Here is a 23990-nt window from a genome sequence, read left to right as displayed (position 1 = left end):
TGACGTCCGGGCAGTGCGATGACCTCCTGACAGTCGCGTCGAGGGAAAGGACGACAGCGTGGGCATGCGGTCACAACGGCGCCGGGTGCGGGCCTTGTTGAAGGAGCTGGGCCTACCGCCGCACCCGACCCTCGCCGAGTTGCACGCCGCCTACGAGGCCCGCACCCGGCGAACGCTGCGACTCATCGAACGGGACGTGGCACCCGGCGAACCGACGGGGACGTACGAGCAGTACCTGACCCAGGACCGCATCTACTACCCCGAGCACACCAGCCCGGCCCACCAACTGCTGGTGATCTGCCATGAACTCGCCCACCTGCTGCTCGGCCACATCCCGCGCCACCACGCCATCGACCCCGCCGTGGTCCGCCGGGTCCTGGGGCGGTCCCACTACGACGACCCCACCGAACACGAGGCCGAGACCATCGGCACGCTGCTCTACCAGCAGCTGAACCTCGCCCCGGACGTCGGCCCGGCCGCCCGGATCGCCCCGTCCCTCGTCCACCGGGAGGGACGCCATGTCTGAGGGCGGCGGCCTGCACACCGTCGGCTACTTCACCGTGGGCGCCGTCACCTACGGGCTGGCCGCGTACAAGGCCCGGGCCTGGGCCGCCGAGCGGATCCCCAGCCTGCTGCTGATGGCGATCGGGGCGCTGGCCGTCGGCACCGGCTTCATCGCCGCCGCCCCGGCGGTCTACCGGTGGATCGGCGAGACCGCCGGGGTCTCCAACCTGGCCACCCTCGTCGTCTACACCGCCGTCACCGTGTGCTGCGGATGCATCCTCACGCTGGCGCTGTTGTGGTCCCCGCGGCGATCCGCCGGCGCGGAGGTCGGCCGGCCGCCCACGGAGACCGGCATGCGCGACGCCCTGGGCCGGGTCGCGCCGTACTACGGCGCCGCCACGGCCGTCATGGTGGGGCTGTTCCTCTCCGCCGACCTGCCGCCCGGCGAGAAGCCCCTGACCTTCGACACCGCCTTCGCCGACCGGCCCGTCGTGCTGGCGTTCCTGATGGTCTATCAGGCGGCGTACGGCTGGGCGATCTGGTCGATGGTGTACGTGTGCCACCGGCGCCTGAAGGACATCCCCGACCCGGTCCTGCGGGTCAGTCTGCGGCGCCTGGCGATCGGCTGCGTGTGCGTCGGAGGGTACGGCGTGTGCAAGGTCCTCGCCGTCTCCGGCGCGGTCCTCGGCTCCCACGCCCTGGACGTCCTGAGTACGGACGCGGGCCCCGCGCTGTCCTCCATCGGCGGGGTGATCATGGCCACGGGCTGGGCCGGCGCCGCCCTGCGGGCCCGCCGCCAGCGCCGCCGGGACTTCCTTGCGCTGGAGACCTTGTGGACCACCGTGACCCAGGCCGACCCCGGCGTCGTCCTCCACAGCCCGCCCTCCGGCGCCGCCTGGGACTTCCACACCCTGCGCCGCGCCCACGAGATCCGCGACGGGCAACTCGCGCTGCGCCCCTGGACCTCCCAGACCGTCGTCGACGCCGCGCGGCGCCTCACCGACGACCACGGCCTGGAGGCGCCGGAGCGCGACGCGCTGGCCGCGGCCGCGGGGATCAAGGGCGCTCTGGAGGCGCTGCGTTCGGGGCGGCCTCCGCTGCGGCCGTGCGCACGGCTGCCGGGCATCGACGTACCGCCGCAGGCCGAGCGCCGCCACCTGGTCGCCGTGGCCCGTCGGCTCGACAGCCCCCTCGTCGACCGGATCCTGGCGGAGGCGCGGAAGTGAACTCCGGGCGCCGCCCCGTATGGTGGGTCGGTCACACCCCAGGGCGGCCCGCGCCGCGCCTGCCGCCGTATCGTCCGGGAAGCCCGCATGACCCGACGCCGCCCAGATGAAGGTCAGCCGCCGGACCTGACCCGGCCCGGCCTCACTGCCCGTCCGACGCCAGGGCGTGCAGCAGCCCGACGGTGAGCGCGGTGCGGGCGGGGAGGTGGTCGAGCAGGGTGTGCTCGTGGCGGGCGTGGGCGCCGGAGCCCACGGCGCCCAGTCCGTCGAGCACCGGCCGGCCCAGGGCGGAGACGAAGTTGCCGTCGCTCGCCCCGCCGACCGCGGTCCCGCGCAGCTCCCAGCCCTGTGCGGCCGCGATGGCGCGGGCCCGCTCGAACAGCGCCGCCGACGCCTCGTGGGCGACCATCGGCGGCCGGTTCCACCCGCCGCTGACGGTCAGCCGCACCCGCGGGTCGGAGGGCGCCAGCGCGCTCAGCCCGGCGTCCAGCCGCGCCATCTCCGCCGGCTCGGCGATCCGGACGTCGATCCCGCACCACGCCCGGGCGGCCACCACATTGCGGCCCGTACCGCCGCTGATCAGCCCCACGTTCACGGTGGTCCCGTGTTCCCTGGAGCCCAGCGCGACGACGGCGGGGACGACCTCGGCCAGGGCGTGGATCGCGCTCGCCCCGGCGTACGGATCGAGGCCGGCGTGCGACTCGACGCCGTGCGCGGTCACCTCGAACAGCCCGACGCCCTTGCGCGCGGTCTTCAGCGCCCCGTCCTGCGCGGCCTCGAAGACGAACGTGGCCAGCACGTCCTCGCTCAGCCGCTCGATGTGCGGGCGGGAGGCAGGACTGCCGATCTCCTCGTCGCCGTTGAGCAGCAGGCGCACCGAGGGGTGGGGGAGCCCCAGCTCCCGCAGCAGCCGCAGCGCCCACACGGCCTGGACGAGTCCGGTCTTCATGTCGAAGATCCCGGGCCCGGTGGCGCGCCCGTCCACCACCTCGAACGGCCACTCGGCCAGCGTCCCGGCCGGCCACACCGTGTCGTAGTGGCAGAGCAGCAGCACCGTGCCGGGCGCGGTGCCCCGGTAGGTGACGGTCAGGACGTCGCCGTGCTCGCCGCCGTCGTACCGCCGCGCCTCGTCGGGCTCGCCGAGCCGCTCGACGAGCCATGACCGGATCGCGGCGAGCCCGGCGTCCAGCAGTGTCTTGTCGTCGCTCGGCGTCTCCAGCTCCACCACCCTCCGCAGATCGTCGGTCATCTCGGGCAGCACCCGCCGGGCGAGTGCGGTGATGTCGGGGAGCGCCATGGAGTGGGGGGTCCTTTCGAGGAGTTCGCGCAGCGGGGGTGTGGGGTGCGGGCGGGGGACCGGGGCCGGCGGGCCCCGGGTCAGCGGACGGGCGCGCCGGGACCGAGCGGGATGCCCAGCGCCCACCAGGCGTAGAAGAGCAGCGTCCAGGCCACCAGCATGGCCACGGACAGCGGCAGGGTCAGCGAGGCCAGGGTCCCGATGCCCGCGGAGCGCCGGTACCGCTGGAGGAAACCGAGGGCCATGATGAAGTACGCGCTCATCGGGGTGATCGCGTTGGTGCAGGAGTCGGCGATCCGGTACAGCGCCTGGGTGGCCTCCGGGGGCACGTCCAGCAGCATCAGCATGGGCACGAACACCGGGGCGACCAGCGCCCACATCGCGGATCCGCTGGTCATCACCAGGTTGATGACCGTACAGACGACCAGGATGCCCAGGAAGGCCACCGGGCCGGTCACCCCCAGGTCCTTGAGCAGGTCGGCGCCGCGCACCGCGAGCACCTGGCCGACGCCGGTCCATTTGAAGTAGGCGAGGAACTGGGAGATGGCGAAGAACAGCACCAGGATCGGGGCCATCTCGCGCATGCCCTGCGCCATGAAGTCCGGGATGTCACGGCTGTTTCGGACCGTGCCGGCCGCGCGCCCGTAGACAGCGCCGAGCAGGGCGAACAACACTCCGAGCACCACCGCGATGCCGGACAGCACCGGGGACTCGACGATGGATCCGCCCTCGCCGCGCAGCGGCGAGCCCACCGGGATCATGGCCGCCACGATCACCCCGAGGAACAGCAGCAGGGTGACGCCCGCGCGGCGCAGCCCGCGGCGCTCCTCGGGCCGCAGCTCCAGCTCGCCCAGGCCGGGGTCCTCGTCCTGGGGCTCCTCGGCCTCGGGCGGCAGCGCCGCCACCCGCTTGGCCAGCACCTTCTCGGTGACGAAGGTGATCACGGCGGCCAGCACCACCGAGGAGCCCAGGGAGAAGAAGTAGTTGGACAGCGGGGTGACGGAGTATCCGGCGTCCACGGTGTGCGCGGCGGCCGTGGTCAGCCCGGACAGCACCGCGTCCATCGGGGTGATCAGCGGGCTGGCGTCGTAGCCGGCGGACACCCCCACGTACGCCACCACGATCCCCAGGACGGGGCTGCGCCCGACCGCCCGGAAGGCCAGCCCGCCGAGGGGGACCAGCACCACGTAGGCCGCGTCGGAGGCGATGTGGGAGACCATGGCGGTGAAGGCCACGGCGAAGGTCATCCACCGGGCCGGGACCTTGCCGACCCCGGCCCGCAGCATCGCGGTGAGCAGCCCCGACCTGTCGGCGACGGCGACCCCGAGCATGACGACCAGGATCGTGCCCAGCGGTGGGAAGGTGGCGTAGTTCGTCACCGCGTCGGTGATCATCGACCGCACGCCGTCGACCGACACCAGGCTGCGCACCACCACGTCCTTGCCGCCCGCCGGGTCGGGCGCCGACACATCGGCGGCGGCCAGGACCCAGCTGACCAGGGCGAGCAGGGCGCTGAGGATCCCGAACAGCCAGAAGGGGTGGGGGAGTCTGTTGCCGGCCCGCTCGACCGCCCCCAGCAGCCGGAGCAGTCCGGCCAGCGCCGCCGAGGTGTCATCGCCGGGTCGAGTGGGCGGCCGGTGTGGGCTGTGGCCGGGCGTGGTCGGGGCGTCGTTCGGGCTCACCGTCGGCACTTCCTTACGTCAGGGGCGCAAGCGTGGTGGTCCATTAGAGAGGCGCTGATGGAATGATGCAAGTAAAAGACTTGTAACGCATGAATCATTCACGGCAGGGCCAACGCTCGCGCGGTACATTCGTACGCATGGAGGAGACCCCGCGGCTGGACGACGCCGACCTCGACCTGGTGGCCGCCCTGCAAGTGGCGCCCCGCGCACCGCTGAGCGCGCTGGCCGAGGTGCTCGGCGCCTCGCCCAGCACCGTCGGCCGCCGACTGGCCCGACTGGAGGACGAGCGCCTGCTGCGGGTGATCGGGCAGGTGGACTGGCCGATGCTGGCCGAGGGCCACCCCCTGCACGTCTGGGTGGCCACCGACCCCGGGCGGGCCCGGGAGGTCGCCCGCCACCTCGCCGAGCTGCCCGAAGTCCCGTTCGTGGCCACGACGACGGGGCGCTCCGACGTCTACTGCTCGATCCACGCGGCCCGGCGCGACCGGGCCCGGGAGCTGCTGATGACGAGCGTCCCCTCGGTGCCGGGGGTGCGCTCCGCCCACAGCGACCTGGTGCTGCGGGCCGCGACCAAGTCGGACGCCTGGCGGCTGCACCGGCTGAGCGAGGACCAGGTGGCCGCCCTGCGGGAGCTGGCCGACCCCCGCGACGAGCCGGCCGGCGCGGCCGGGTTCAGCGCCGACGAGCTGCGCGCCGTGGAACTGCTGCGCCACGACGGGCGGGCCAGCGCGGCGGAGGTGGCCCGCGCGGTCGGCATCAGCCAGCCGACCGCCTACCGGCTGCTCCAGTCGCTGCTGCGGCGCGGGCTGGTGCGGCCGCGCGTGGAGATCGAACCGGGTTTCCTGGGCTATCCGCTGGAGGCCGTCGTCGCCGTGCGGGCCGCGCCCGGCGCCGTCCAGGAGGTGGCCGACACGCTGGCCCGCCATCCCTCGGCGCGGTATGTGTCGGTGGTCGCCGGCACCTCCGCGGTGATCCACCACGGGGTGTTCCGGGACGAGGACGGCCTGGCCGGGCTGCTCACCAGCGATCTGGCGAACCTGCCCGGCATCACCGCGTGCGAGGTGTCCGTGGTGCTCGATGTGCTGCGGCGGTACTGGATCGCGCGGGAGGACGGGCGGCTGCTGCCGGACGGGTGAGCGGCCGGCCGCCCGGGGGTGAGTGCGGCGATGTCCTGACAACGCCCGTATCCGCAGGTCGATTGACGGATCAACGGTTGACTGCCCCTGGCGCGATTGACATCATCCCAATCGCCTCGTCCCGATGTCATGAACTCGGCAGACCGGCGAGGGGCGCGGGAGACGGGGAACAGGGGGAAGCGGATGCTCACGCCTGCGCACGGCCACGTGGTACCGGTGACCCGGCAGCGGCGACCGTGCCCTGCGGCGCCCCGCCGCCGCAGGGCACGGTCGGCGGGCCGTCACACCAGGGCCGGGCTCAGCTTCTCCACCGCCTCGCCGATCTTCCGCCCGGTGCCCGCCGTCATGGCGGGTATCCGCGGATGCCCGGCGCGGCTGAGGTTGGTGAGCACCCGCCCGGGGCCGACCTCCACGAAGGCCGACACCTCCTCCCGGGCCAGCAGGTCCAGCGTCTCCTGCCAGCGCACCGGAGCGGCGAGCTGACGGCGCAGCAGCTCGCGCGCCTCCGCGCCCGAGTACACGTAGCCCGCGGTCGCGTTGGCCACCACCGGCAGGGAGGGGGTGGCGAAGGCCACCGCGTCCAGCGCCCCGCCGAACTCCGCCGCGACGTCCGCCATGAGGGAGCAGTGGAACGGCGCCCCGACCCTGAGCCCGGCCACATGGCTCGCGCCCTCCTCGCGGGCCCTGCGGGACACCTCGGCGACGCCCTCGACGACGCCGGAGACCACCGTCTGCCGCGCCGCGTTGTAGTTGGCCACCTCGACGACCAGCCGCCGCCGGTGGGACACCTCCTCGCACAGCTCCCGCACCCGGTCCGCCGGGAGACCGATGACGGCCGCCATCCGGCCCGGGGTACGGCGGTTCAGCTCCGACATCAACACCCCCCGCCGGCGCACCAGCTTCAGGGCGTCCATCCAGTCCAGCACGCCCGCGACGACCAGCGCGGTGTACTCGCCCAGGCTGTGCCCGGCCACCGCGGCCGGCGCGACGCCCCGCTCGCGCAGGACCACCGCGGACACCAGGCTCGCCAGATACACCGCGGGCTGGGTGACCGAGGTGTCCCGCAGCTCCTCGGGGTCGCCCTCGAAACACAGCCGGCTCAGCGGCATGCCCAGCACCTCGTCCGCGGTGTCGAAGTAGGGCCGCACCAGGTCGGGGTGGAGCGCCACGAGATCCCGCCCCATGCCGGGCACCTGCGACCCCTGTCCCGGGAAGAGAAAAGCAACTCTGTTCACAGCAGCCTCCGTCGCCGAGGGAAAGCAATGCGCGCACCGCAACGATACGACCGGAGGGGCCACCGGGAAGCCGTAACGGGAGGACACGCGGGAAGCCCCCGAGTTCCCGACCGATCCGGGAGGTCCTGACGTCACTTCACCCCGCGTTTGACTGACTGAGCATGCATGATGAAGGAGATGACGCATGTCCGCTCCGGCGGAAGCATCCCTGGCGGATCTCAGGACCGCCTATGACGAAAACGGCTGGTGCGCCTACCCCTACCGGTTCGCCGACGACTCCGTGCGGCTGCTGCGCGACCGGGTGGCGGCGATCAGCCGGCAGCGCAGGCCGGAGGTCGTCCACGAGGCGGGCAACGACACCGTGCGCGCGATCCACGGCTGCCACGCCTTCGACGAGCTCTGCTCGGCACTGGTGCGCCACCCCCGACTGGTCTCCCTCGCCGAGGCGCTGACCGGCAAACCCGTCTATGTCTACCAGTTCAAGGTCAACCTCAAGCAGGCCCGGGAGGGTGCCGCCTGGCCCTGGCACCAGGACTTCGCGTTCTGGAGCGAGGAGGACGGAATGCGCCGCCCCGACGCGGTCAACATCGCCCTGTCGCTCGACGACGTCCACGACGACAACGGCCCGCTGGTCGTCATCCCCGGCTCCCACGGCCTGGGACTGCTCGACCTGCCCGCCGAGGACTCCGGCGAGAAGTCCGACTGGCGTCAGCACGTATCGGCCGACCTCGCCTACACGGTGAGCGAGGAGCGGGCGCGGGCCCTGGCCCGGCAGCGCGGAGAGGACAAGATCAAGGGGGCGGCCGGCTCGGTGCACGCCTTCCACCCGAGCATCGTCCACTCCTCGTCGAACAACCTCTCCGACGACCGCCGCGCGTTACTTCTGGTCACCTACAACGCGGTCGACAACGCCCCCACCCGGCCGACCCGCCCCGAGTTCCTCGTGGCCCGGGACGCCACGCCGGTCACCCCGCTCGCCGACGAGCGCCTCACCCTCGAACCCCGCTGAACGAGGGGCGGCCCCGCCCGGATGAGGGGGCGGGGCCGCCGTGGGACCTCCGCGTGCCGGCCGCCCGGACGCGCGTCACACCAGAGGCTCGTAGCGGAGGGCGGGGAAGTAGTCCTCGCGGGTGCCCTCGCGGCGCACGTCCCAGGTGGCGCAGTGGAGCGAGCCGCCGTACTCGAAGACATGGCGGAACGGCACCGGGAACACCTCGAAGTCGAGCTTGGCGAGCAGGTCCTGGAGCGGCTTCTCCCGCTCCTCGCAGATGACCTTCGTCGGCGACATGCTCAGCACGTTCATCGAGAGCCACTTGGAGGACTGGCAGTAGCGCGGCATCTCGTCGTTGCCCAGCACCGGCTGCGGGGCGTCGACCAGCTCCCAGTCGTTCGCCAGGAACATCTTCTCCTCCCCCTCGCGCAGCGGCCGCTCCGGGTTGGTGAGGACCAGCCCGGGGCGCAGCGGCACGAACGTGCAGTCGATGTGCGAGGGGAAGAAGTCCAGCGGGAAGTGCACCGTGTGGACCCGGAAGCCACGCGGCTCCAGATGCCGCCTCAGCCAGCGGATGCCCGCCCGGTTGGTGGTCATCGACTCCTGGACCAGGATGTCCCGCCCCAGCCGGCTCATGTCGGCGGCGTCGAAGACCACCTCGTCCTGGCTGACGCAGAATTCGAAGGAATGCATCCGCTCGTGCCGCTTCTCCAGCGGCCACTCCCAGAACTCCTCGCGGTACATCCCGTCGCTCATGGACGGCTTGGGCGCGGTCGTCCACTCGACGCGCGGGTCGGCGTTCCAGTACTCGTACACCAGCTTGCGGTAGGGTTGGTACTCGAAGTAGCGGGCCCGGCGGGACATCGTGGCCTCGATGATCTCGTTGCCCATCGTGATCATCACATCGCGGGGGCAGACCGCGCAGTACTGGTTCTCCACCTCGAAGTCCGGGGTGCGGACCGGGGCGGAGAAGTCGTGCGGCTCGGGGCGGCGCACCACGATCCCCTGGGACTCCAACAGGGCCACCAGCCCGTCCAGTTCCTCGTTGGCCAGCTCGACGGCCTCCTCGGACTTGGGTCCGGTGGGAAACGGCACCCCCGGCGCGTCGCGGATCGCGGGGCGGCTGCCCGGCTCGGTCGGCTCGAAGCAGGCGCGGTCGGCCGAGCCGACCACGATCTCCTGGAGCGGGTCCCACTCGTTCCATGAATTGACGACCAGCGAGTCGTGTCCCATGTCCACCTCCACCTGCGTGTTCCTCACGTCGGGTCATGCCGCGCCGGGCCCGGCCGCGAGCCCGGCGGGGGGCCTCAGGCGAGCGCTTCACCGAGGGAGCGGGCGGTACGGCAGCGGAAGACGGCCGCGATGTCGACGCCGCGCCCCAGCTCCGCCTCGATCCGGCCCGCCAGGCGCAGCGCCGTCAGCGAGTCGCAGCCGAGGGCGAACACGTCGTCGTCCGCCCCGACGCCCTCGAGCCCCAGCACCTCGGCGATCAGCTCGCACAGCCGCCGCTCCAGGGCTCCGGCGGCGGGCGTGCCGGCGCCGGTCAGGAAACGCTCCGTCGGCGCCGTCAGGGCCCCGGGCAGCTCGGCCAGGAGCTCCCGCAGGTCCGCGGCCATCTGCCGCGCGTCGTCCGCGTCGAGCAGATCGGGGCGGTGGCTCAGCTCCAGGCGCAGCCGCCGGCCGGGCGCGACCATCAGCTTCAGCGGGTAGTGGTAGGCGTCGTGGCCGGTGACCTCGGTCAGCCACAGGCCGTCCTCCGGGCTGGGCAGGGCCTCGGCGGTCGGGAAGTTCTCGAAGACGACGCAGCTGTCGAACAGCGTGCCCAGGCCCACCGCCCGCTGGATGTCCGTCAGGGCGAGGTGGTGGTACGGGAGCAGCTCGGCGTGTTCCTGTTGCAGCCGGGTCAGCAGCCCGGACAGCGGCTCGGCCGGGTCGAGGCGCACCCGCACCGGCACGGTGTTGATGAACAGCCCCACCATCTCCTCGATGCCCGGCAGCTCGGCCACCCGGCCGGAAACCGTGGCCCCGAAGACGATGTCCCGCCGCCCGGTCCGCCGGTGCAGCGCCAGACCCCAGGCCAGCCGCAGCAGCGTGTTGAGCGTGACGCCGTGCCGGCGCGAGGCGTCGAGCAGCGCGGAGGTGTCCGGCTCGGGCAGCTCGACGACGGTGCGCTCCGGGAGGACGGGCGTCCGCGCGATGTCCCGGCCGGGGCAGACCAGGGTGGGTTCCCTCAGGCCCGCCAGCGAGGCGCGCCAGGCGGCACGCGCCTCGTCGCGGTCCTGCGCGGCCAGCCACCGCAGATAGTCGGGGTAGTGGCCGGGCGTCGGCAGACCGCTCTCGTCGCCTTCGTGGTCGAAGAGCGCCAGCAGGTCGCGCAGCAGCAGCGAGGTGGTCCAGCCGTCCACGAGCAGATGGTGCACGCTCAGCACCAGCCGCCGCCGGTCCTCCTCCAGCTCGATCAGGGTGCAGCGGGTCAGCGGCGGCCGGGCCACGTCGAAGCGCCGCCGCCGGTCGGCCTCCAGCAGCTCCTCCAGCCGCGCGTCCCGCTCCCGCGGGGCGAGACCCGTCAGGTCGTGCGCGTACCAGGGCATCCCCACCTGTTCCGGGATGACCTGGACCGGTTCGCCCGACCGCCGCTGGAGGAAGGCCGCGCGCAGCATCGGGTGGCGCCTCAGCAGGGCGTCACACGCGTCGCGGAACCGCTGGGCGTCGAGCGGGCCCCGCACCTCCAGGGCGATCTGCACGTTGTAGACGTCCAGGGCCCCGCTGTCGTAGCGGGCGTGGAAGAGCAGCCCCTCCTGTGTCGGGGTGAGCGGCAGCAGCCGCGCCACGGGCATGCCGATCCGGCCGGCGAGCCGGGACAGCTCCTTCTCGTCCCGTCCAGCCCCGCCCAGCCCGGCCCCGTCTTGTTCGGCGCCGTCCAGTCCGGCCCCGCCCCGCGTCGCGGCCTGCTCGGGGGCCGCGCTCGCCCCGTACGCCACCAGCGCGCGCAGCGCCGCGAACCACAGCCGCGCCAGCTCGCCGACCTCCTCCCCGGCCAGCAGGCGGGACGCCCACAGCCAGTGGGCGACCAGCCGCGGGCCCGCCGGGCCGTCCTGGACCGCCGCGTTCACCTCGACGACATGGGTCATCGGCATCCGCGGATCGGGACCGGCCGGCAGCGCGTCCGACTCCGGCGCCACGCTCCAGTCGGCGTCCGTGGAGTTCTCCTGCCGACCCAGGTAGTTGAAACCGATCTGCGGGTCCGGCCGGGCCGCCAACTCGGCGGCCGTGTCCGGGTTCAGATGGCGCAGCAGCCCGAAGCCGATGCCGCGCCGGGGGATCTGCCGCAGGTGGGCGGCGACCCGGCGCACGGCGTCCCCGAGGCGCGCGGGGGCCGGATCGCCCGCCGGGTCCCAGCCGGCGAACCCGGCGTCGAGCCGCACCGGGTACAGCGAGGTGAGCCAGCCCACGGTGCCCGACAGATCGGTGTCCTCGGTGACCTGCTCGCGGCCGTGCCCCTCCACATCCACCAGCACCGCGGTGGCGCCGCCGGCCTCGGCGCGCCGCCAGGCGGCGACGGCCAGCGCCAGGCCGGTGAGCAGCAGCTCGTCGGTGCGGGCGCCGAGGGCGGCCGGCACCGAGGTGAGCAGCGGCGCGGTCAGGTCCTCGGGGAGCGCGAGGTCCAGCTCGCCGGCGGTCGCGTGGATGTCGCGGGACGGCGAGAGCCGGGCGTCGGTGAGGGCGAGGGAGCCCGGGCGCAGGATCCGGCGCCACACGGGGAGCTCGCCGCGCAGGGCGGGTTCCTTCGCGGCGGCCAGCAGCCGGTGGCTCCAGTCCCGCAGCGGGAGCGGCACCGGGTCCGCCGGCGCCGGGGCCCCGCCCGCCGCCGTGGCCCGCCAGGCGGTGTACAGGTCGGTCAGCAGGATGTGCCAGGAGACCGCGTCCACGGCCAGGTGGTGGACGGTGACGAGCAGCCGCCCCGGCCGGCCCTCGCCGGCGTCGAACCAGGTGGCCCGCACCATCGCGCCCTGGCGCGGGGCGAGCGCGTCGGCGTCCTCCGCGGCGCAGGCGGAGATCCGCGGGCGCACGGCGCCGGCGGGGAGGTGGGAGATGTCCACCCGGCGGACCGCCCCGCGCGACCCGCCCGGGTCCACCGGGTCCACGGCGAGCGACCCGTCGTCCCGCAGCCGGGCGCGCAGCGCCTGGTGCCGCTCCACGACGGCTGCCACGGCGGCGGCCAGCCGGTCGGTGCCGAGTCCGGGCGCCACCCGCAGCAGCGTCGACTGGTGGAAGGCGTCCACCGCGCCGCCGTGCTCATGGAGCCGGCGCATGATCGGCGTGGCGGGGACGACGGCGGAACCCTCGTCGCGGGCGGGCGCACCGGCCGTCGGGGCGGTGGCCGGCTTCGCGTCCTGCTCCAGGAACGCGGCGAGGGCCTCGGCCGTGCGATGGGTGAAGACCTGCTTAGGAGTGAACCGCAGGCCCGCCTCGCGCGCCCGCGCCACCAGCTGGATGACGGTGATCGAGTCGCCGCCGAGAGCGAAGAAGTCGTCCCCCGCCCCGGCTCCGTCCGCGCCGAGCACCTGCGCGAACAGCCTGGCGAGCGTGGCCGCGGCGCCCTCCCGTGCCCCCGGGTCCGGCCGGGCCCCTCCGGCCTCCCCGGTCCCGCGCCCGCGCGGCGGCGCCGCGGCCGGCTCCGGCGCGGGCAGCGCGGACCGGTCGACCTTGCCGTTCGGGCTCAGCGGAAGCGTGGGCAGGGTGACGAACGCGGAGGGGAGCATGTACGCGGGCAGCTTGGCCGCGATCCGCTCGGCCAGCGTGGCGAGTTCGGCCTCCCGCCCGGGCTCCGGCACCACGTACGCCACCAGGTTCGGCGCGCCGGGGCGGTCCTCCCGCACCGCCGCGGCGGCCCGGGCGACCGCGGGGTCGCCGCCGATCACGGCCTCGATCTCGCCCAGTTCGATCCGGAAGCCGCGGACCTTCACCTGGTCGTCGGCCCGTCCGCCGTAAACCACGGTGCCGTCGGGCCGCCACCAGGCAATGTCGCCGGTGCGGTACATCCGGCCGCCGGGCTCGCCGAACGGGTCGGCGACGAAGCGGGCCGCGGAGAGCCCCGGCCGCCGGACATAGCCGCGGGCCAGCACCTCACCGCCGATGTACAGCTCGCCGGGGACGCCCGCGGGGACCGGGCGCAGCCACGCGTCCAGCACATAGATCCGGGCGCCGGGGACGGGCCGGCCGATGGGCACCGCGCCCCGCGGCAGCGGATCCCCGGGCTCCAGGCGGTACTCCACACAGCCCACGGTCGCCTCGGTGGGCCCGTACTCGTTCACGACCGTCGCGCCGGGGTGGCGGGCCCGCCACGCGGCCAGCGCCTCCCCGGTCAACTGCTCGCCGCCCAGGACGAGTTCGCCGGTCGGCGAGTACCAGTCGGCGGAGTCGACCAGCACCGGCAGATGGCTGGGGGTGGCCTTGACGAACGTGGGCGCCGCGCCGGTGGCCCCGGGCGGGGCGTCGAAGTCCTCCAGGTCCACCATGCGCACCAGGCCGCCCGAGGTCAGCGGGCCGAAGACGGCGGTGACGGTGAGGTCGAAGGAGGGCGGCGAGTGCACCAGCGCGTGTCCGGCCAGGCCCGGGTAGGCCTCGCGGGCGAAGGCGAGGTAGTTGTCGACCGTGCGGTGTTCCACCGCCACCCCCTTGGGGCGGCCGGTCGACCCCGAGGTGTAAATGACGTAGGCGCGGTCGGCGGGCCGGACCGGCGCGCCGCGCTCGGCGTCGTCCACCGGATTTCCCGGCAGCGCCGCGAGCCCGGCCCGCACGGCTGGGTCGCTCAGCGGGACCGCCGACGGGTGTCCGGCGAGCTCCGGGTGGCCGGTGTCGGCGCAGACGACCGCGGACGGGGCGGCGTCGGCGAGCAGATACGCGACGCGCTCCGGCGGATACCCGGGGTCGACCGGCAGATAGCCGGCCCCCGCCTTCAGCGCCCCCAGCAGCGCCACGACCAGGTCGGTGCCGCGCGGCAGCGCCACCGCCACCAGATCCCCCGGCCGTACGCCGCGCCCCAGCAGGAGCCGGGCCAGCCGGTTGGCGGCCTCGTCGAGCTCGCGGTAGCCGAGCGTGCGCGCCGGGTCGGCCACGGCCGGGGCGTCGGGGGTCCGGCGCACCTGGTCCTCGAAGCGCCGGACGAGCGTGGCCGTGCCGGGCCCGTCCGCCGCGGGCGTCCGGGTCCCGGCGCGGCCGGCCCACCCGCCCAGCACCCGTGCGCGCTCCTGGCCGGTCAGCAGCGGCAGTCGCGCGACGGGGGTGGTGGGGGAGTGGATGAAGGCGTCGAGCAGCAACCGCAGCCGGGAGCCGATCAGCTCGAGGCGGGCGTCGTCGAACAGGCGGCGCCGGTAGCTGATGTCCAGGCGCAGCCGGGAGCCGGGTACGGCCACCACGCTCAGCGGGTAGTGCGTGGCACCGGTGATCTCCTGCCGGCCGCCGTCCTCCGGCCCCTCGCCTCCCTCGCCCGCCTCCTCGTCGGCGAGCGGGGTGATCCGCAGGCCCGGCACGCTGTCACGCACGGACGCCCAGTCGAAGGGCGCGTTGCCGAAGCCCGTGGAGGTGTCGAACAGCGTGTCAAGACCGGTCAGGCGCCGCACCTCGGCGAGCCCGAGGTGCTGGTGCGGGGCCAGCGCGAACTGTTCGTCCTGGATCCGGGCGAACAGCGCGGCCACCGTCTCCGCCGGGTCGATCCGCACCCGGACCGGCACGGCGTTCATGAGCAGGCCGACCACCGAGTCGGCGCCGGGCAGCCCCGGCGGGCGGCCGTGCACGGTCTGGCCGAACACCACGTCGCCACGCCCGGTCAGCAGGGACAACAGCAGCGCCCAGACGCCCTGCACCACCGTGTTGAGGGTGAGCCCGTGCCTGCGGGCGGTCTCCGACAGCGCCTCGGTCGCGCCCTCGGGAAGCGTGATGTGCAGCAGGCCGGGCATCTCCCCGTCCCCGGCCGCCGGCGCCCCGGCGGCCACGAGCGTGGGCTCGGAGAGCCCCTGGAGCGCCGACCGCCACGCCGCCTCCGCCGCGGGCCGGTCCTGCCGGGAGAGCCACCGCAGGAAGTCGGAGAACGGCGTGGCCTGCGCCGGCCCGCCGCCGGCGCCTCCCCCCTCGTTCTCCCGGCGGTACAGCGTGAACAGGTCCTCCAGCACCAGCGGCAGGGACCAGCCGTCCAGCAGGATGTGGTGGTACGTCAGGATGAACGCGTACTGGCGCTCGGCCAGCCGGACCAGCGCGAACCGCATCAGCGGCGGGGCCGTCATGTCGAAGCGGCGCGACCGCTCCTCCTCCAGGAAGGCCACCAGCTTCTTCCGGCGCACCGACTCGGGATCCGCGGAGAGGTCCAGCTCGGTCCACGGCGTCTTCACGGAGCGCCGGATCAGCTGGACCGCCTGCCCGTTCGCCCGCTGGCGGAAACCGGCCCGCAGCGCGGTGTGGCGCGCCAGGGTGGCGGCGCAGGCGGCGCGCAGGGCCTTCGCGGACACCTCGCCGACCAGTTCGAAGGGCGCCTGGATGGTGTAGACGTCCACAGCCTCGGAGTCGTACAGAGCGTGGAAGAGCATGCCCTCCTGCAGCGGCGTGAGGGGCAGCACGGACTCGATCGGCGACTGTGTCACTTCGTTCACTGGCGGGTTCCCCGGAGGCGGTCGGCGGCGCGCGCCGAGGCGGGTGGCGTGTCATGGGAGGGCGTGGCGACCGGTTTCGGCCGGATGCCACGATGATGTCGGGCGGCCCGACACCCGGGCCAGGCAGCCGACCGGCAGCTTCCCTGCCCGCCGACTTCTCGGCGGGCGGGCCGCGTTGCCGGTGCGCGGGTCAGCCGCGGTAGGCCGGCTCCGGCCGGGCGGACCGGGTGATCGGGTCCGACATGGAGACCAGCACCCGGCGCTCCCCGGTGAACGCCTCCCGCCCGTGCGACCAGCGCATGTTGTCGATCACCAGCAGGTCGTGGCGCCGCCAGGCGAAGCGCCGCGCGCGCCGCTCGAAGACCGCCCGGGCCGCGGCCACCAGCTCGTCGGGGATCGGGCTCCCGTCGCCGAACAGCACGTCATTGGGCAGCCCGTCGGCGCCGAACAGCGCCACCAGGTCCGCCCGCAACCCGCTGGGCAGGGCCGACTGGTGGAACAGCACCAGGTGGTTGAACCACACCCGGCGCCCGGTGCGCGGGTGCGTCACGGTCGCCGGGGCCCGGCGGACCGTGCGCAGCCGGTCGTCCTCCAGCCACTGCCACTCCAGCCCGCCCGCCGCGCAGAACCGGTCCACCTCGGCCCGGCTGTCGGTCTGGAAGGCCTCGCGCCAGTCGAGCCCCACCCCGCTGCCGTAGTTGCGCACATAGCGCAGCCCCCGCGCCTCTAGGGCCTCGACCACCTCGGCGGGCATCTCCTCCAGCACCCGCTCCACATCCGTGATCGGGGTGGCGCCGCCGGTGGCCGCCGGGGTGGCGCAGAAGAACGCCAGTCGGCCGGGCCAGGCACCGGCGTACGACGACTCGCAGTGCTGCGGGATCACCTCGCGGGCCGGGTACTCGGTGGAGGTGAACACCCCGTCGCCCACCTCGCTGCGCGGCGTCGAGCGCTCCGTGTACTCCAGCGGCCGGAACCCGAGCCCGTCCAGCGCCTGCTGGAAATCCGCCACGCCCTCCGCGCCGGCCCCCCGGATCAGCACGGCGCCACGGGCGGCGACGGCCTCGTGGATCGCCGGGGCCTGCCGCCGCGCGAAGGCCCCCAGCCGCTCGCCCTCCGCCCGCAACACGGTGATGCCGGTCAGATCGTCCACTCGTCACAACTCCCTGGGAACGGGCCCGCATCCGGTGCCCTGATGTCGGGTGCCCTGGTGTTCGGTGAGAACCCCGCCGGTCAGCCGAGCGCCTCCGCGACGGCGCCGAGCACCGCCGGAGCACCGGTGAAGAGGTAGTCGTGCCCGCCGGGCAGCAGCCGCACCGTGCACCCGGCCCCGGCGCACTCGCGCCACCGCTCCAGCCGGTCGGCGGCCACCAGCGGGTCCTCGGCGCCGCCGAACACATGCAGCGGGCAGCCGACCGGCACCGGCCCGGCGCTCCGGTACACCTCGGTGAGGGCGAGGTCGCGGCGGACCGTACGCAGCGCGTACCGCAGATACGACGGATACCGCCGGAGGTCCGGCGGGAAGCCGCCGAACCCCTCGAGCCAGGCGAGCAGGCTCTCGTCGTCCCGGTCCGAGATCCGCCGGGGCACCGGGGTGTGCGGCGCCCGGGAGGCGGAGACCAGCAGCGCGCGGGGCGCGGGCAGACCGCGCCGGCCGGCGCGGACGGCGATCTCATAGCCCAGCAGCGCCCCGAAGCTGTGGCCGAAGAGCGCGTACGGCAGGTCGAACTCGGCCGAGATGCCGTCGAGCACGGCCTCCGCCAGCTCCTCCAGGGTGTCCGGCAGCGGCTCCGCGCTGCGCACCCCACGGCCGGGCAGCTCCACCGTCGCCAGCTCGATGCCGGGCGGCGGCGCGAGGCGCCACGGGGCGTACGAGCCCGCGCTGCCACCCGCCTGGGGCAGGCAGAACAACCGCAGCCGGGGACGGGGAGCGGTCACCCGGCCGACGATCCACGGAGTGTCCACCCCGCGCGTCGGCGTGTCCGCCACATGGCAGGGTCGTACGGCGGCGTGGGTTCCCATCCCGCTCCTCTCCTCGCCCGGCACTCGCCCCGGGGCGGTGGCCCCGGCGGCCCATGGTGGCGCCGCGGTGGCCGCCGGGCCAGGCACACGGACCGGCAACCGGTCTGCCGCCGAGTTGCCCCCAGGTCTGCCTGGAGGGCGGAACCGTCGCGCGGCGAGGATCGGGGCCGACCGTTCTGCCCTTGCGCCTGAGGGGACCGACTTCCCATGACCACTGTTCCCGACGAGGCAACCGACGCCACCTTCTTCACCCTGGACGCCGTCACGGCGGACCTGATGAAGGTCGAGGCCCTCACCCAGGCGTGCCTGAACTGGGACTACGGAAAACGCGACAGCCGTGTGTGGAGCCTGTACGAGAAGAACAAGGCCTCGCAGTGGAACGCCGCGACCGACATCGACTGGGACCACGACGTCCGCTTCGGGTCCGAGCTGACCGAGGAGAACGGCGCCCGGCTCGCCGGCTTCGTCGTCGGCGAGGGCAGCCCGGTGCCGCGCGAACTGCTCACCCGGTTCCGCTGGGAGTACCAGGCCTGGATGTGCAGCCAGTTCCTGCACGGCGAGCAGGGCGCGCTGGTGACCACCGCCCGGCTGGTGGAGACCGTGCCCGACATGGACGCCAAGACCTACGCCGCCTCCCAGGTCGCCGACGAGGCCCGGCACGTCGAGGCCTTCGCGCGCTACATGGACGAGAAACTCGGCACCGTCTACCCGGTCAACCCCGGGCTCGGGACGCTGCTGCGCGATGTGCTGTCGGAGTCCCGGTGGGACATCGTCTACCTCGGCATGCAGGTGGTCATGGAGGGACTGGCGATCACCGGGCTGCGGCTCGCCAGCAGTGGCTTCGGCGACCCGCTGATCCGGCAGATCACCAAGATGGTGGCGAGCGACGAGGCCCGGCACATCGCCTTCGGCGTCACCTCCCTCACCGGCATGTACGCGGACGCCACCACGGCGGAGCTGCGGGAGCGCGAGGACTTCCTGCTGGAGTCCATCCGGCTGATGTCCCGGCGCTTCATGCTCCGCGAGGTGTGGGAGCGGATGGACCTCGACGTGGCCAAGGGGCTGCGCTTCGCCCGCACCAACCCGATGATGGCCACCTACCGGCAGCTGCTGTTCCAGCAGGTCATCCATGTGCTGCGGCAACTGGGCCTGCTGTCGGAGCGGGTGAGGGAGCTGCTGCTCGCGGAGAACCTGGTGCGCCCCGAGACCATGGCCACCCGCTGACCGGCCCCGGAACCGGGCCCGGCGCCCCACCCCGGCACACTCCACCGCTGCCCGGCGCGCACCGCGCGCCGGGCAGCGGTGGAGTGTGCCGGATCAGTCCGCCGTCAACGGCCCGAGCGCCGAGGGGAACTCCCCGGCGCACACCGCCCGCCAGATGACGCGGCGCCGCGGCTTGCCGCTGGAGGTCACCGCGATGCCACCCCGGGGCACCTCGGCCGACAACAGCTCCGCGTCGCCGAGCCACTCCGACAGCACCTCGTGGGCGGTCCGCCGCCAGCCGGGCTTGGCCGCCGCGAACAGGGCCACCGCCGTGGGCCTGCCGTCGCGGACCCCGAGCAGGACGGCCACCCGGCGCTCCGGGATGCCGCGCTCGTGCAACAGCGCCTCCAGGCTCTCGGCGAACACCATCTTCCCGCTCACCTTGAGCCCGTCGCCCAGCCGGCCGATCACGAACAGCTGACCGTCCCGCACAAACCCCGCGTCACCGGTCCGCAGCCCCTGCCCGCCGAGGCTGGTCCCCGAGGCCGAGCCGGTGTCGCCCACGTACCCGCTCGCGATCGACACCCCGCTGACCACGATCTCGCCGACCCGCCCGACCGGGAGGGCCGCGCCGTCCTCGGACACGATCGTCACCGTTCTGCCCGGCAGCGGGCGGCCGCAGCCGACCACCGCCGTACCGGCGAGGGACGCCACGTCGCCCGCGGTGTCCGGGCGCCCCGTCGACCAGCCCTCGCCCGGGGGCAGACCGGTCACCGCCAAGGTCGCCTCCGCGCTGCCGTACGCGGGGACCAGCGCGCCGCGGTCCAGCCCGTGCGGCCCCAGCAGCGCGTGGAAGTCGCGCAGCACCCGTGGGTCGATCCGCTCCGCGCCGACGATCACGGCCCGCAGCGCGTCGAAGCGCAGCCCCTCCAGATCGGCCGGCCTCACCCGGCGCGCGATGTACGACAGGCCGAAGTTGGGCATGGCCGTCATGACGATGCGCCGGTCGCTGAGGCAGCGCAGATAGCGCAGCGGCGAGCGGATGAAATCGTCCGGCTGGAACATCCACCCGTCGAAGCCGGTGACGACGACGTTCAGCAGGAAGCCGACGAGGCCCATGTCGTGATGGACCGGCAGCCAGCTCGCCGCGGGGCGCTCCGGCGCGCACCCCAGCCAGGTGCCCATCCCCGAGATGTTGGTCCGCAGCGCCTCGGCGGAGATCCGCACCCCGCGCGAGAAACCGCTCGACCCCGAGGTGAACTGCACCAGCGCGGTCTCGGGCAGCGGCAGCGGCCGCTCCAGCGGCTCGGTGTCCGCCACCAGGCCGTCGAAGGCGACCGGTGCGCCGAGGCCCACCTCCGCGGCCACCTTGGCCATCCGCTCCAGCGACTCGTCGTCGCAGACCACGGCCGCGGGGCGGACGGTACGCAGCAGATGCGCGGCGTGCTTCTCGTACTCGTCCGCACGCTGGAAGGCGAACGGCGGGGCGATGGAGCACGGTGTCGCGCCGGCGGCCAGCGCGCCGAAGAACCCGGCCACGAAACCCGGGCTGGAGCGCTGCACCAGCGCCACCACATCGCCCCGGCCGATCCCGTTCGCCCGCAGCGCGGCGGCGGTGCGCAGCACCAGCCGGCCCAGGTCGCGGTAGGACCAGAAGTCCCAGCCGTCGTCGTCGTTCGCGTAGTACAGGCCACGCTCGGTGGACGCCTCGTCCAGCCAGTCGAGCAGGCCCCGATCCGGAATACCCAACGTCCTCGTCCTTTCCGGGAGTGCACCGCCGCACAGCATCGCCACGCGGCCCGCGCGGCCACCAGGCAAGCGGCCGGTAACTCGCCCCGGCCCGGGCGGCATTTCGACCAGCAACCGCGATTGCCGGTCGATTGCCTGGTGAGCGGCCGTGCGCCGATGCAGCATCGACCGAGATCCGAGCTTCACGGTCCGGTGCACGAGAGAGCGGTTACGAACCCGATGACTTCACCCGACGCCGAGCACGGCCTGCTCCCGCTCACGGCCGCCCAGAGGGGTGTCTTCCACGCCCAGCGCCTCCAGCCGGACAACCCGGCCTACAACACCGTGGCCGTCATGGAGGTCCGCGGGCCGCTGGACGGGGAACTGCTGCGCCGGGCGATCCGCCACGCGGAGGGGGAGAGCGGCAGCTGGGACGTCGAACTGGTGGAGCGTCCGGACGGCCTCTACCAGCGGCCGGTCGCCCCCGGCCGCTCGACGTGGCGGGAGATCGACCTCAGCGGGGACCCGGACGCCCTCACCACGGCCGGGGCGCTGGTCGAACGGGACCGCGCCACCGCGCGCGACCCGCTCCGGGACACGCTGTCCGGGCACGTCCTCATGCGGATCGGGCCCGACCACCACCTGTGGTACCAGCGCAGCCACCACATCCTGTCCGACGCGTTCGGCTCGGTGCTGCACTCGCGCAGGATCGCCACCGTCTACGAGGCCCTGGCCGCCGGGACCGAGCCGGCGGGCGAGCCGCTGGGCCGCCTCGTGGACCTGCTGGCGGAGGAGACGGACTACCGGGCCTCGGACGACTACACCGCGGACCGGGACTACTGGAACGGTGTCCTCGCCGACCGGCCCGAGACCGCCTCGCTCGCCCCCGGGGTGCCGACCGGCGCCGCGGGGCGCGCCCTGTCGGCGACGACGGTCCTCTCGCAGGCCGAACTGCGGGCGCTGCGGACCGCGGGGCGGGACGCCCGCGCCCCGTGGACGGTGCCGATGCTGGCGGCCGTCGCGGCGTATCTCCAGGGCATGACCGGAGCCCAGGACCTCACCCTCGGCGTCCCGGTCACCGCACGGCTCGGCGCCCGGTCGCGCGACGTGCCCGGCATGCTCTCGAACACGCTCCCGCTGCGGATGGCCGTCAGCCCCGCCGAGGGCAGGGCACCGCTGGTCCGGCAGGTGGCGCGGCGGCTCGGCGAACTCCTCACCCACCAGCGCTACCCGTACGACGAGCTCCGCCGCGACCTGCGCCTGCTCGGCACCAACGAGCAGTTGTTCGGCGTGCTGGTGAACATCGTGCCGGCGGGCTCCGAGACCGCGTTCACCGGACGCGAGGCGCGCCTGGCCGCGCTCTCCGGCGGGCCGGTCACCGACCTCAACATCACCTGCCACCCCGGACCCGACGGCCGGGGCGCGCGCGTGGAGTTCGAGGCCAACCCCGACCGCTACACCGCCGCGGAACTGGCCGCGCACCAGGCGCGGTTCACCGACTTCCTCACCCGTTTCCTCGCCGCCCCGCCCGACCTTCCGCTCGCCCGGGTGGACGTCCTCACGGCGGACGAACGCACCGAGGCGCTCGCCGTCGGCCTGCCACCGGGTCCGGCGCGGCACGTGACGCCGCGTACCTTCCCCGAGCTGTTCGAGGACCAGGTGCGGCGCACCCCGCGGGCCTGCGCGGTGCTGTCGCCCACCTCCCGCCTCGACTACGCCGGCCTCAACGCCCGCGCCAACCGCCTCGCCAGGGCCCTGGTGGCGCGGGGAGCGGGCCCCGAGCGCCTGGTGGCCGTCGCCCTGCCGCGTGGCGTCGCCGCGCTGACGGCCGTGATCGCGGTGATGAAGGCGGGAGCCGCGTACCTCCCCGTCGACCTGGACTATCCGCGGGAGCGGGTCGCCGCCATGCTGGCGGACACCGAGCCGCTGATGCTGCTCACCACGCGGGCCGCCGACGACGGCACACTGGCCCCGGGCGTGCCCCGGCTCCACCTGGACGGCGCGGGTCACGCCACGGACACGGACACGGAAACGCACACCGACACCGATACGGATGTCGAAGCCGACCTCAGCGACCGCGACCGCGTGGCGCCGCTGAGGCCGGGGCACCCGGCGTACGTCATCTACACCTCCGGCTCCACCGGCCGCCCCAAGGGCGTGGTGGTCACCCACACCGGCCTGGCCGCCCTGCTGCGGCAGCAGACGGACCTCCTCCGCCTGGGACCGGACACCCGGGTGCTGCAGTTCGCGTCGCCGAGCTTCGACGCGTCGGTGTGGGAGCTGTGCGTGGCGCTGCTCACCGGCGCCGCCGCCGTGGTCGCCCCGCCCGAACGCCTGGTGCCAGGGCCGCCGCTGGCCGCCCTGGTGGCCGAACTGGGCGTCGACTGCCTGCTGCTCGCCCCCTCCGCGCTCACGGCCATGCCCCAGGACGGCCTGCCGAAGGGCGTCAATCTGGTCGTCGGCGCCGAGCCCTGCCCACCCGAGCTGGTCGCCCGCTGGTCCCCGGGACGGCACATGGTCAACGCCTACGGCCCCACCGAGGCCACGGTGATCGCCACCCAGACCGGGCCGCTGTCCGGCCGGACCGCGCCGCCCCTGGGGTCCTCGGTCCCCGGCGGCCGGCTCCGGCTGCTCGACTCCGCGCTGCGGCCGGTGCCGCCCGGGGTCGCGGGGGAGGTGTACCTGAGCGGCGACGGGCTCGCCCGCGGCTACCTCGGCCGCCCCGGGGTCACCGCGGAGCGGTTCGTCGCCGACCCCTTCGGCGCGCCCGGCGCGCGGATGTACCGGACGGGGGACATGGCCCGCTGGACGGCGGACGGCGAGCTGACGTACCTCGGCCGCGCCGACCGCCAGGTCAAGCTGCGGGGCTTCCGCATCGAACTCGGCGAGATCGAGGCCCAGCTCGCCCAGGCCCCCGGCGTCGGCGGGGCCGTCGCGGCGGTCCGCGCGGACCGGCCCGGGACCGGACAGCTGGTCGCCTACGCCGTACCCGCCGCCGACACCACGACGACCACGGCCACCGACACCCCCGCGAGCACCGCCACCGCCACCGCCACCGGCGACCCCGCGCCGCACGGCGGGCTCGACGCGGCCGCGCTGCGGGAGTTCCTGGCGCGCCGGCTCCCCGCGTACATGGTCCCGGCCCGGATCGTGGCGCTCGAGGCCTTCCCGCTCACGCCGAACGGCAAGGTGGACCGCGCGGCCCTGCCGGCCCCCGCGTTCGAGGCCGCGAGCGCCTACCGGGCGCCCGGCACGGAGCGGGAGCGGGTGCTGCACGAGGCGTTCACCGAGGTGCTCGGCGCGGCGCGGATCGGACGACAGCT

Annotated in this window: 14 protein-coding genes; 6 read left to right on the top strand and 8 right to left on the bottom strand. The window is 74.4% G+C overall.

What is annotated here, in order from left to right; all coding sequences use genetic code 11:
* The first annotated feature begins 64 nt into the window (after positions 1-64).
* Both BBH68_RS33875 and BBH68_RS33870 read left to right on the top strand, forming a co-directional pair.
* A complete protein-coding gene (locus BBH68_RS33875; RefSeq protein WP_079254518.1) occupies positions 65-526 on the top strand; it encodes an ImmA/IrrE family metallo-endopeptidase in 462 nt (153 codons plus the stop codon).
* Positions 519-1730: an MAB_1171c family putative transporter gene (locus BBH68_RS33870; RefSeq protein WP_065967597.1), complete on the top strand. Its 1212-nt coding sequence runs from the start codon at positions 519-521 to the stop codon at positions 1728-1730. The genes BBH68_RS33875 and BBH68_RS33870 overlap by 8 nt, the downstream gene beginning before the upstream one ends.
* A 142-nt stretch (positions 1731-1872) precedes the next feature.
* Here the strand turns inward: BBH68_RS33870 and BBH68_RS33865 are convergent, their stop codons facing one another.
* Together BBH68_RS33865 and BBH68_RS33860 are read right to left on the bottom strand one after the other, a co-directional pair.
* On the bottom strand, positions 1873-3027 hold the full coding sequence (locus BBH68_RS33865; RefSeq protein ID WP_065967596.1) for a M20 family metallopeptidase: 1155 nt from the start codon (positions 3025-3027) through the stop codon (positions 1873-1875).
* Between the two features lie 80 nt (positions 3028-3107).
* The gene (locus BBH68_RS33860; RefSeq protein ID WP_245738437.1) at positions 3108-4709 is read right to left on the bottom strand and encodes an AbgT family transporter; all 1602 of its coding nucleotides are present in this window, start codon (positions 4707-4709) and stop codon (positions 3108-3110) included.
* 137 nt (positions 4710-4846) lie between these two features.
* Here BBH68_RS33860 and BBH68_RS33855 point away from each other — a divergent pair, with 137 nt between their 5' ends.
* Entirely contained in the window at positions 4847-5845 is a 999-nt protein-coding gene (locus BBH68_RS33855; RefSeq protein WP_065967595.1) for an Lrp/AsnC family transcriptional regulator, read from the top strand.
* 281 nt (positions 5846-6126) lie between these two features.
* Here the strand turns inward: BBH68_RS33855 and fabD are convergent, their stop codons facing one another.
* On the bottom strand, positions 6127-7080 hold the full coding sequence (gene fabD / locus BBH68_RS33850) for an ACP S-malonyltransferase (RefSeq protein WP_076971257.1): 954 nt from the start codon (positions 7078-7080) through the stop codon (positions 6127-6129).
* Positions 7081-7264: 184 nt separating this feature from the next.
* Here fabD and BBH68_RS33845 point away from each other — a divergent pair, with 184 nt between their 5' ends.
* Entirely contained in the window at positions 7265-8089 is an 825-nt protein-coding gene (locus BBH68_RS33845; protein ID WP_065967593.1) for a phytanoyl-CoA dioxygenase family protein, read from the top strand.
* A gap of 75 nt (positions 8090-8164) precedes the next feature.
* Here the strand turns inward: BBH68_RS33845 and BBH68_RS33840 are convergent, their stop codons facing one another.
* From BBH68_RS33840 to BBH68_RS33825, 4 genes are all read right to left on the bottom strand, one after another.
* Complete coding sequence (locus BBH68_RS33840; protein ID WP_065967628.1) at positions 8165-9304, bottom strand: glycine amidinotransferase; 1140 nt, start codon at positions 9302-9304, stop codon at positions 8165-8167.
* A gap of 74 nt (positions 9305-9378) precedes the next feature.
* Positions 9379-15717: a non-ribosomal peptide synthetase gene (locus BBH68_RS33835; protein WP_065967592.1), complete on the bottom strand. Its 6339-nt coding sequence runs from the start codon at positions 15715-15717 to the stop codon at positions 9379-9381.
* Positions 15718-15907: 190 nt separating this feature from the next.
* Positions 15908-16867 (bottom strand): TauD/TfdA family dioxygenase, encoded by a 960-nt coding sequence (locus BBH68_RS33830; protein WP_065967591.1) that lies wholly within the window; start codon positions 16865-16867, stop codon positions 15908-15910.
* Positions 16868-16947: 80 nt separating this feature from the next.
* Positions 16948-17736, bottom strand: a complete 789-nt coding sequence (locus BBH68_RS33825) for a thioesterase II family protein (RefSeq protein ID WP_065967590.1) — start codon at positions 17734-17736, stop codon at positions 16948-16950.
* Positions 17737-17943: 207 nt separating this feature from the next.
* Between BBH68_RS33825 and BBH68_RS33820 the strand changes: the two genes are divergently transcribed.
* Positions 17944-18960, top strand: coding sequence for a diiron oxygenase (locus BBH68_RS33820; protein ID WP_079151381.1), 1017 nt, complete (start codon positions 17944-17946; stop codon positions 18958-18960).
* Between the two features lie 93 nt (positions 18961-19053).
* On the opposite strand, the gene BBH68_RS33815 is transcribed toward BBH68_RS33820, so the two are convergent.
* Entirely contained in the window at positions 19054-20688 is a 1635-nt protein-coding gene (locus BBH68_RS33815) for an AMP-binding protein (protein WP_065967589.1), read from the bottom strand.
* 219 nt (positions 20689-20907) lie between these two features.
* Here BBH68_RS33815 and BBH68_RS33810 point away from each other — a divergent pair.
* Positions 20908-23990 (top strand): amino acid adenylation domain-containing protein (locus BBH68_RS33810; protein ID WP_065967588.1); only part of this gene is annotated, 3083 nt, incomplete at its 3' end.

Source organism: Streptomyces sparsogenes (assembly GCF_001704635.1).
Taxonomy (GTDB): Bacteria; Actinomycetota; Actinomycetes; order Streptomycetales; family Streptomycetaceae; genus Streptomyces; species Streptomyces sparsogenes.
Note: the sequence above shows the minus strand (reverse complement) of the source record. Positions and strands in the feature narration are given on the sequence as shown.

Excerpts from the sequence above, each read along its gene's own strand:
- BBH68_RS33875 (WP_079254518.1), top strand. The coding sequence starts at position 65 with ATGCGGTCACAACGGCGCCGGGTGCGGGCCTTGTTGAAGGAGCTGGGC.
- BBH68_RS33865 (WP_065967596.1), bottom strand. The coding sequence starts at position 3,027 with ATGGCGCTCCCCGACATCACCGCACTCGCCCGGCGGGTGCTGCCCGAG.
- BBH68_RS33870 (WP_065967597.1), top strand. The coding sequence starts at position 519 with ATGTCTGAGGGCGGCGGCCTGCACACCGTCGGCTACTTCACCGTGGGC.
- BBH68_RS33840 (WP_065967628.1), bottom strand. The coding sequence starts at position 9,304 with ATGGGACACGACTCGCTGGTCGTCAATTCATGGAACGAGTGGGACCCG.
- BBH68_RS33845 (WP_065967593.1), top strand. The coding sequence starts at position 7,265 with ATGTCCGCTCCGGCGGAAGCATCCCTGGCGGATCTCAGGACCGCCTAT.
- BBH68_RS33855 (WP_065967595.1), top strand. The coding sequence starts at position 4,847 with ATGGAGGAGACCCCGCGGCTGGACGACGCCGACCTCGACCTGGTGGCC.
- BBH68_RS33820 (WP_079151381.1), top strand. The coding sequence starts at position 17,944 with ATGACCACTGTTCCCGACGAGGCAACCGACGCCACCTTCTTCACCCTG.
- BBH68_RS33825 (WP_065967590.1), bottom strand. The coding sequence starts at position 17,736 with ATGGGAACCCACGCCGCCGTACGACCCTGCCATGTGGCGGACACGCCG.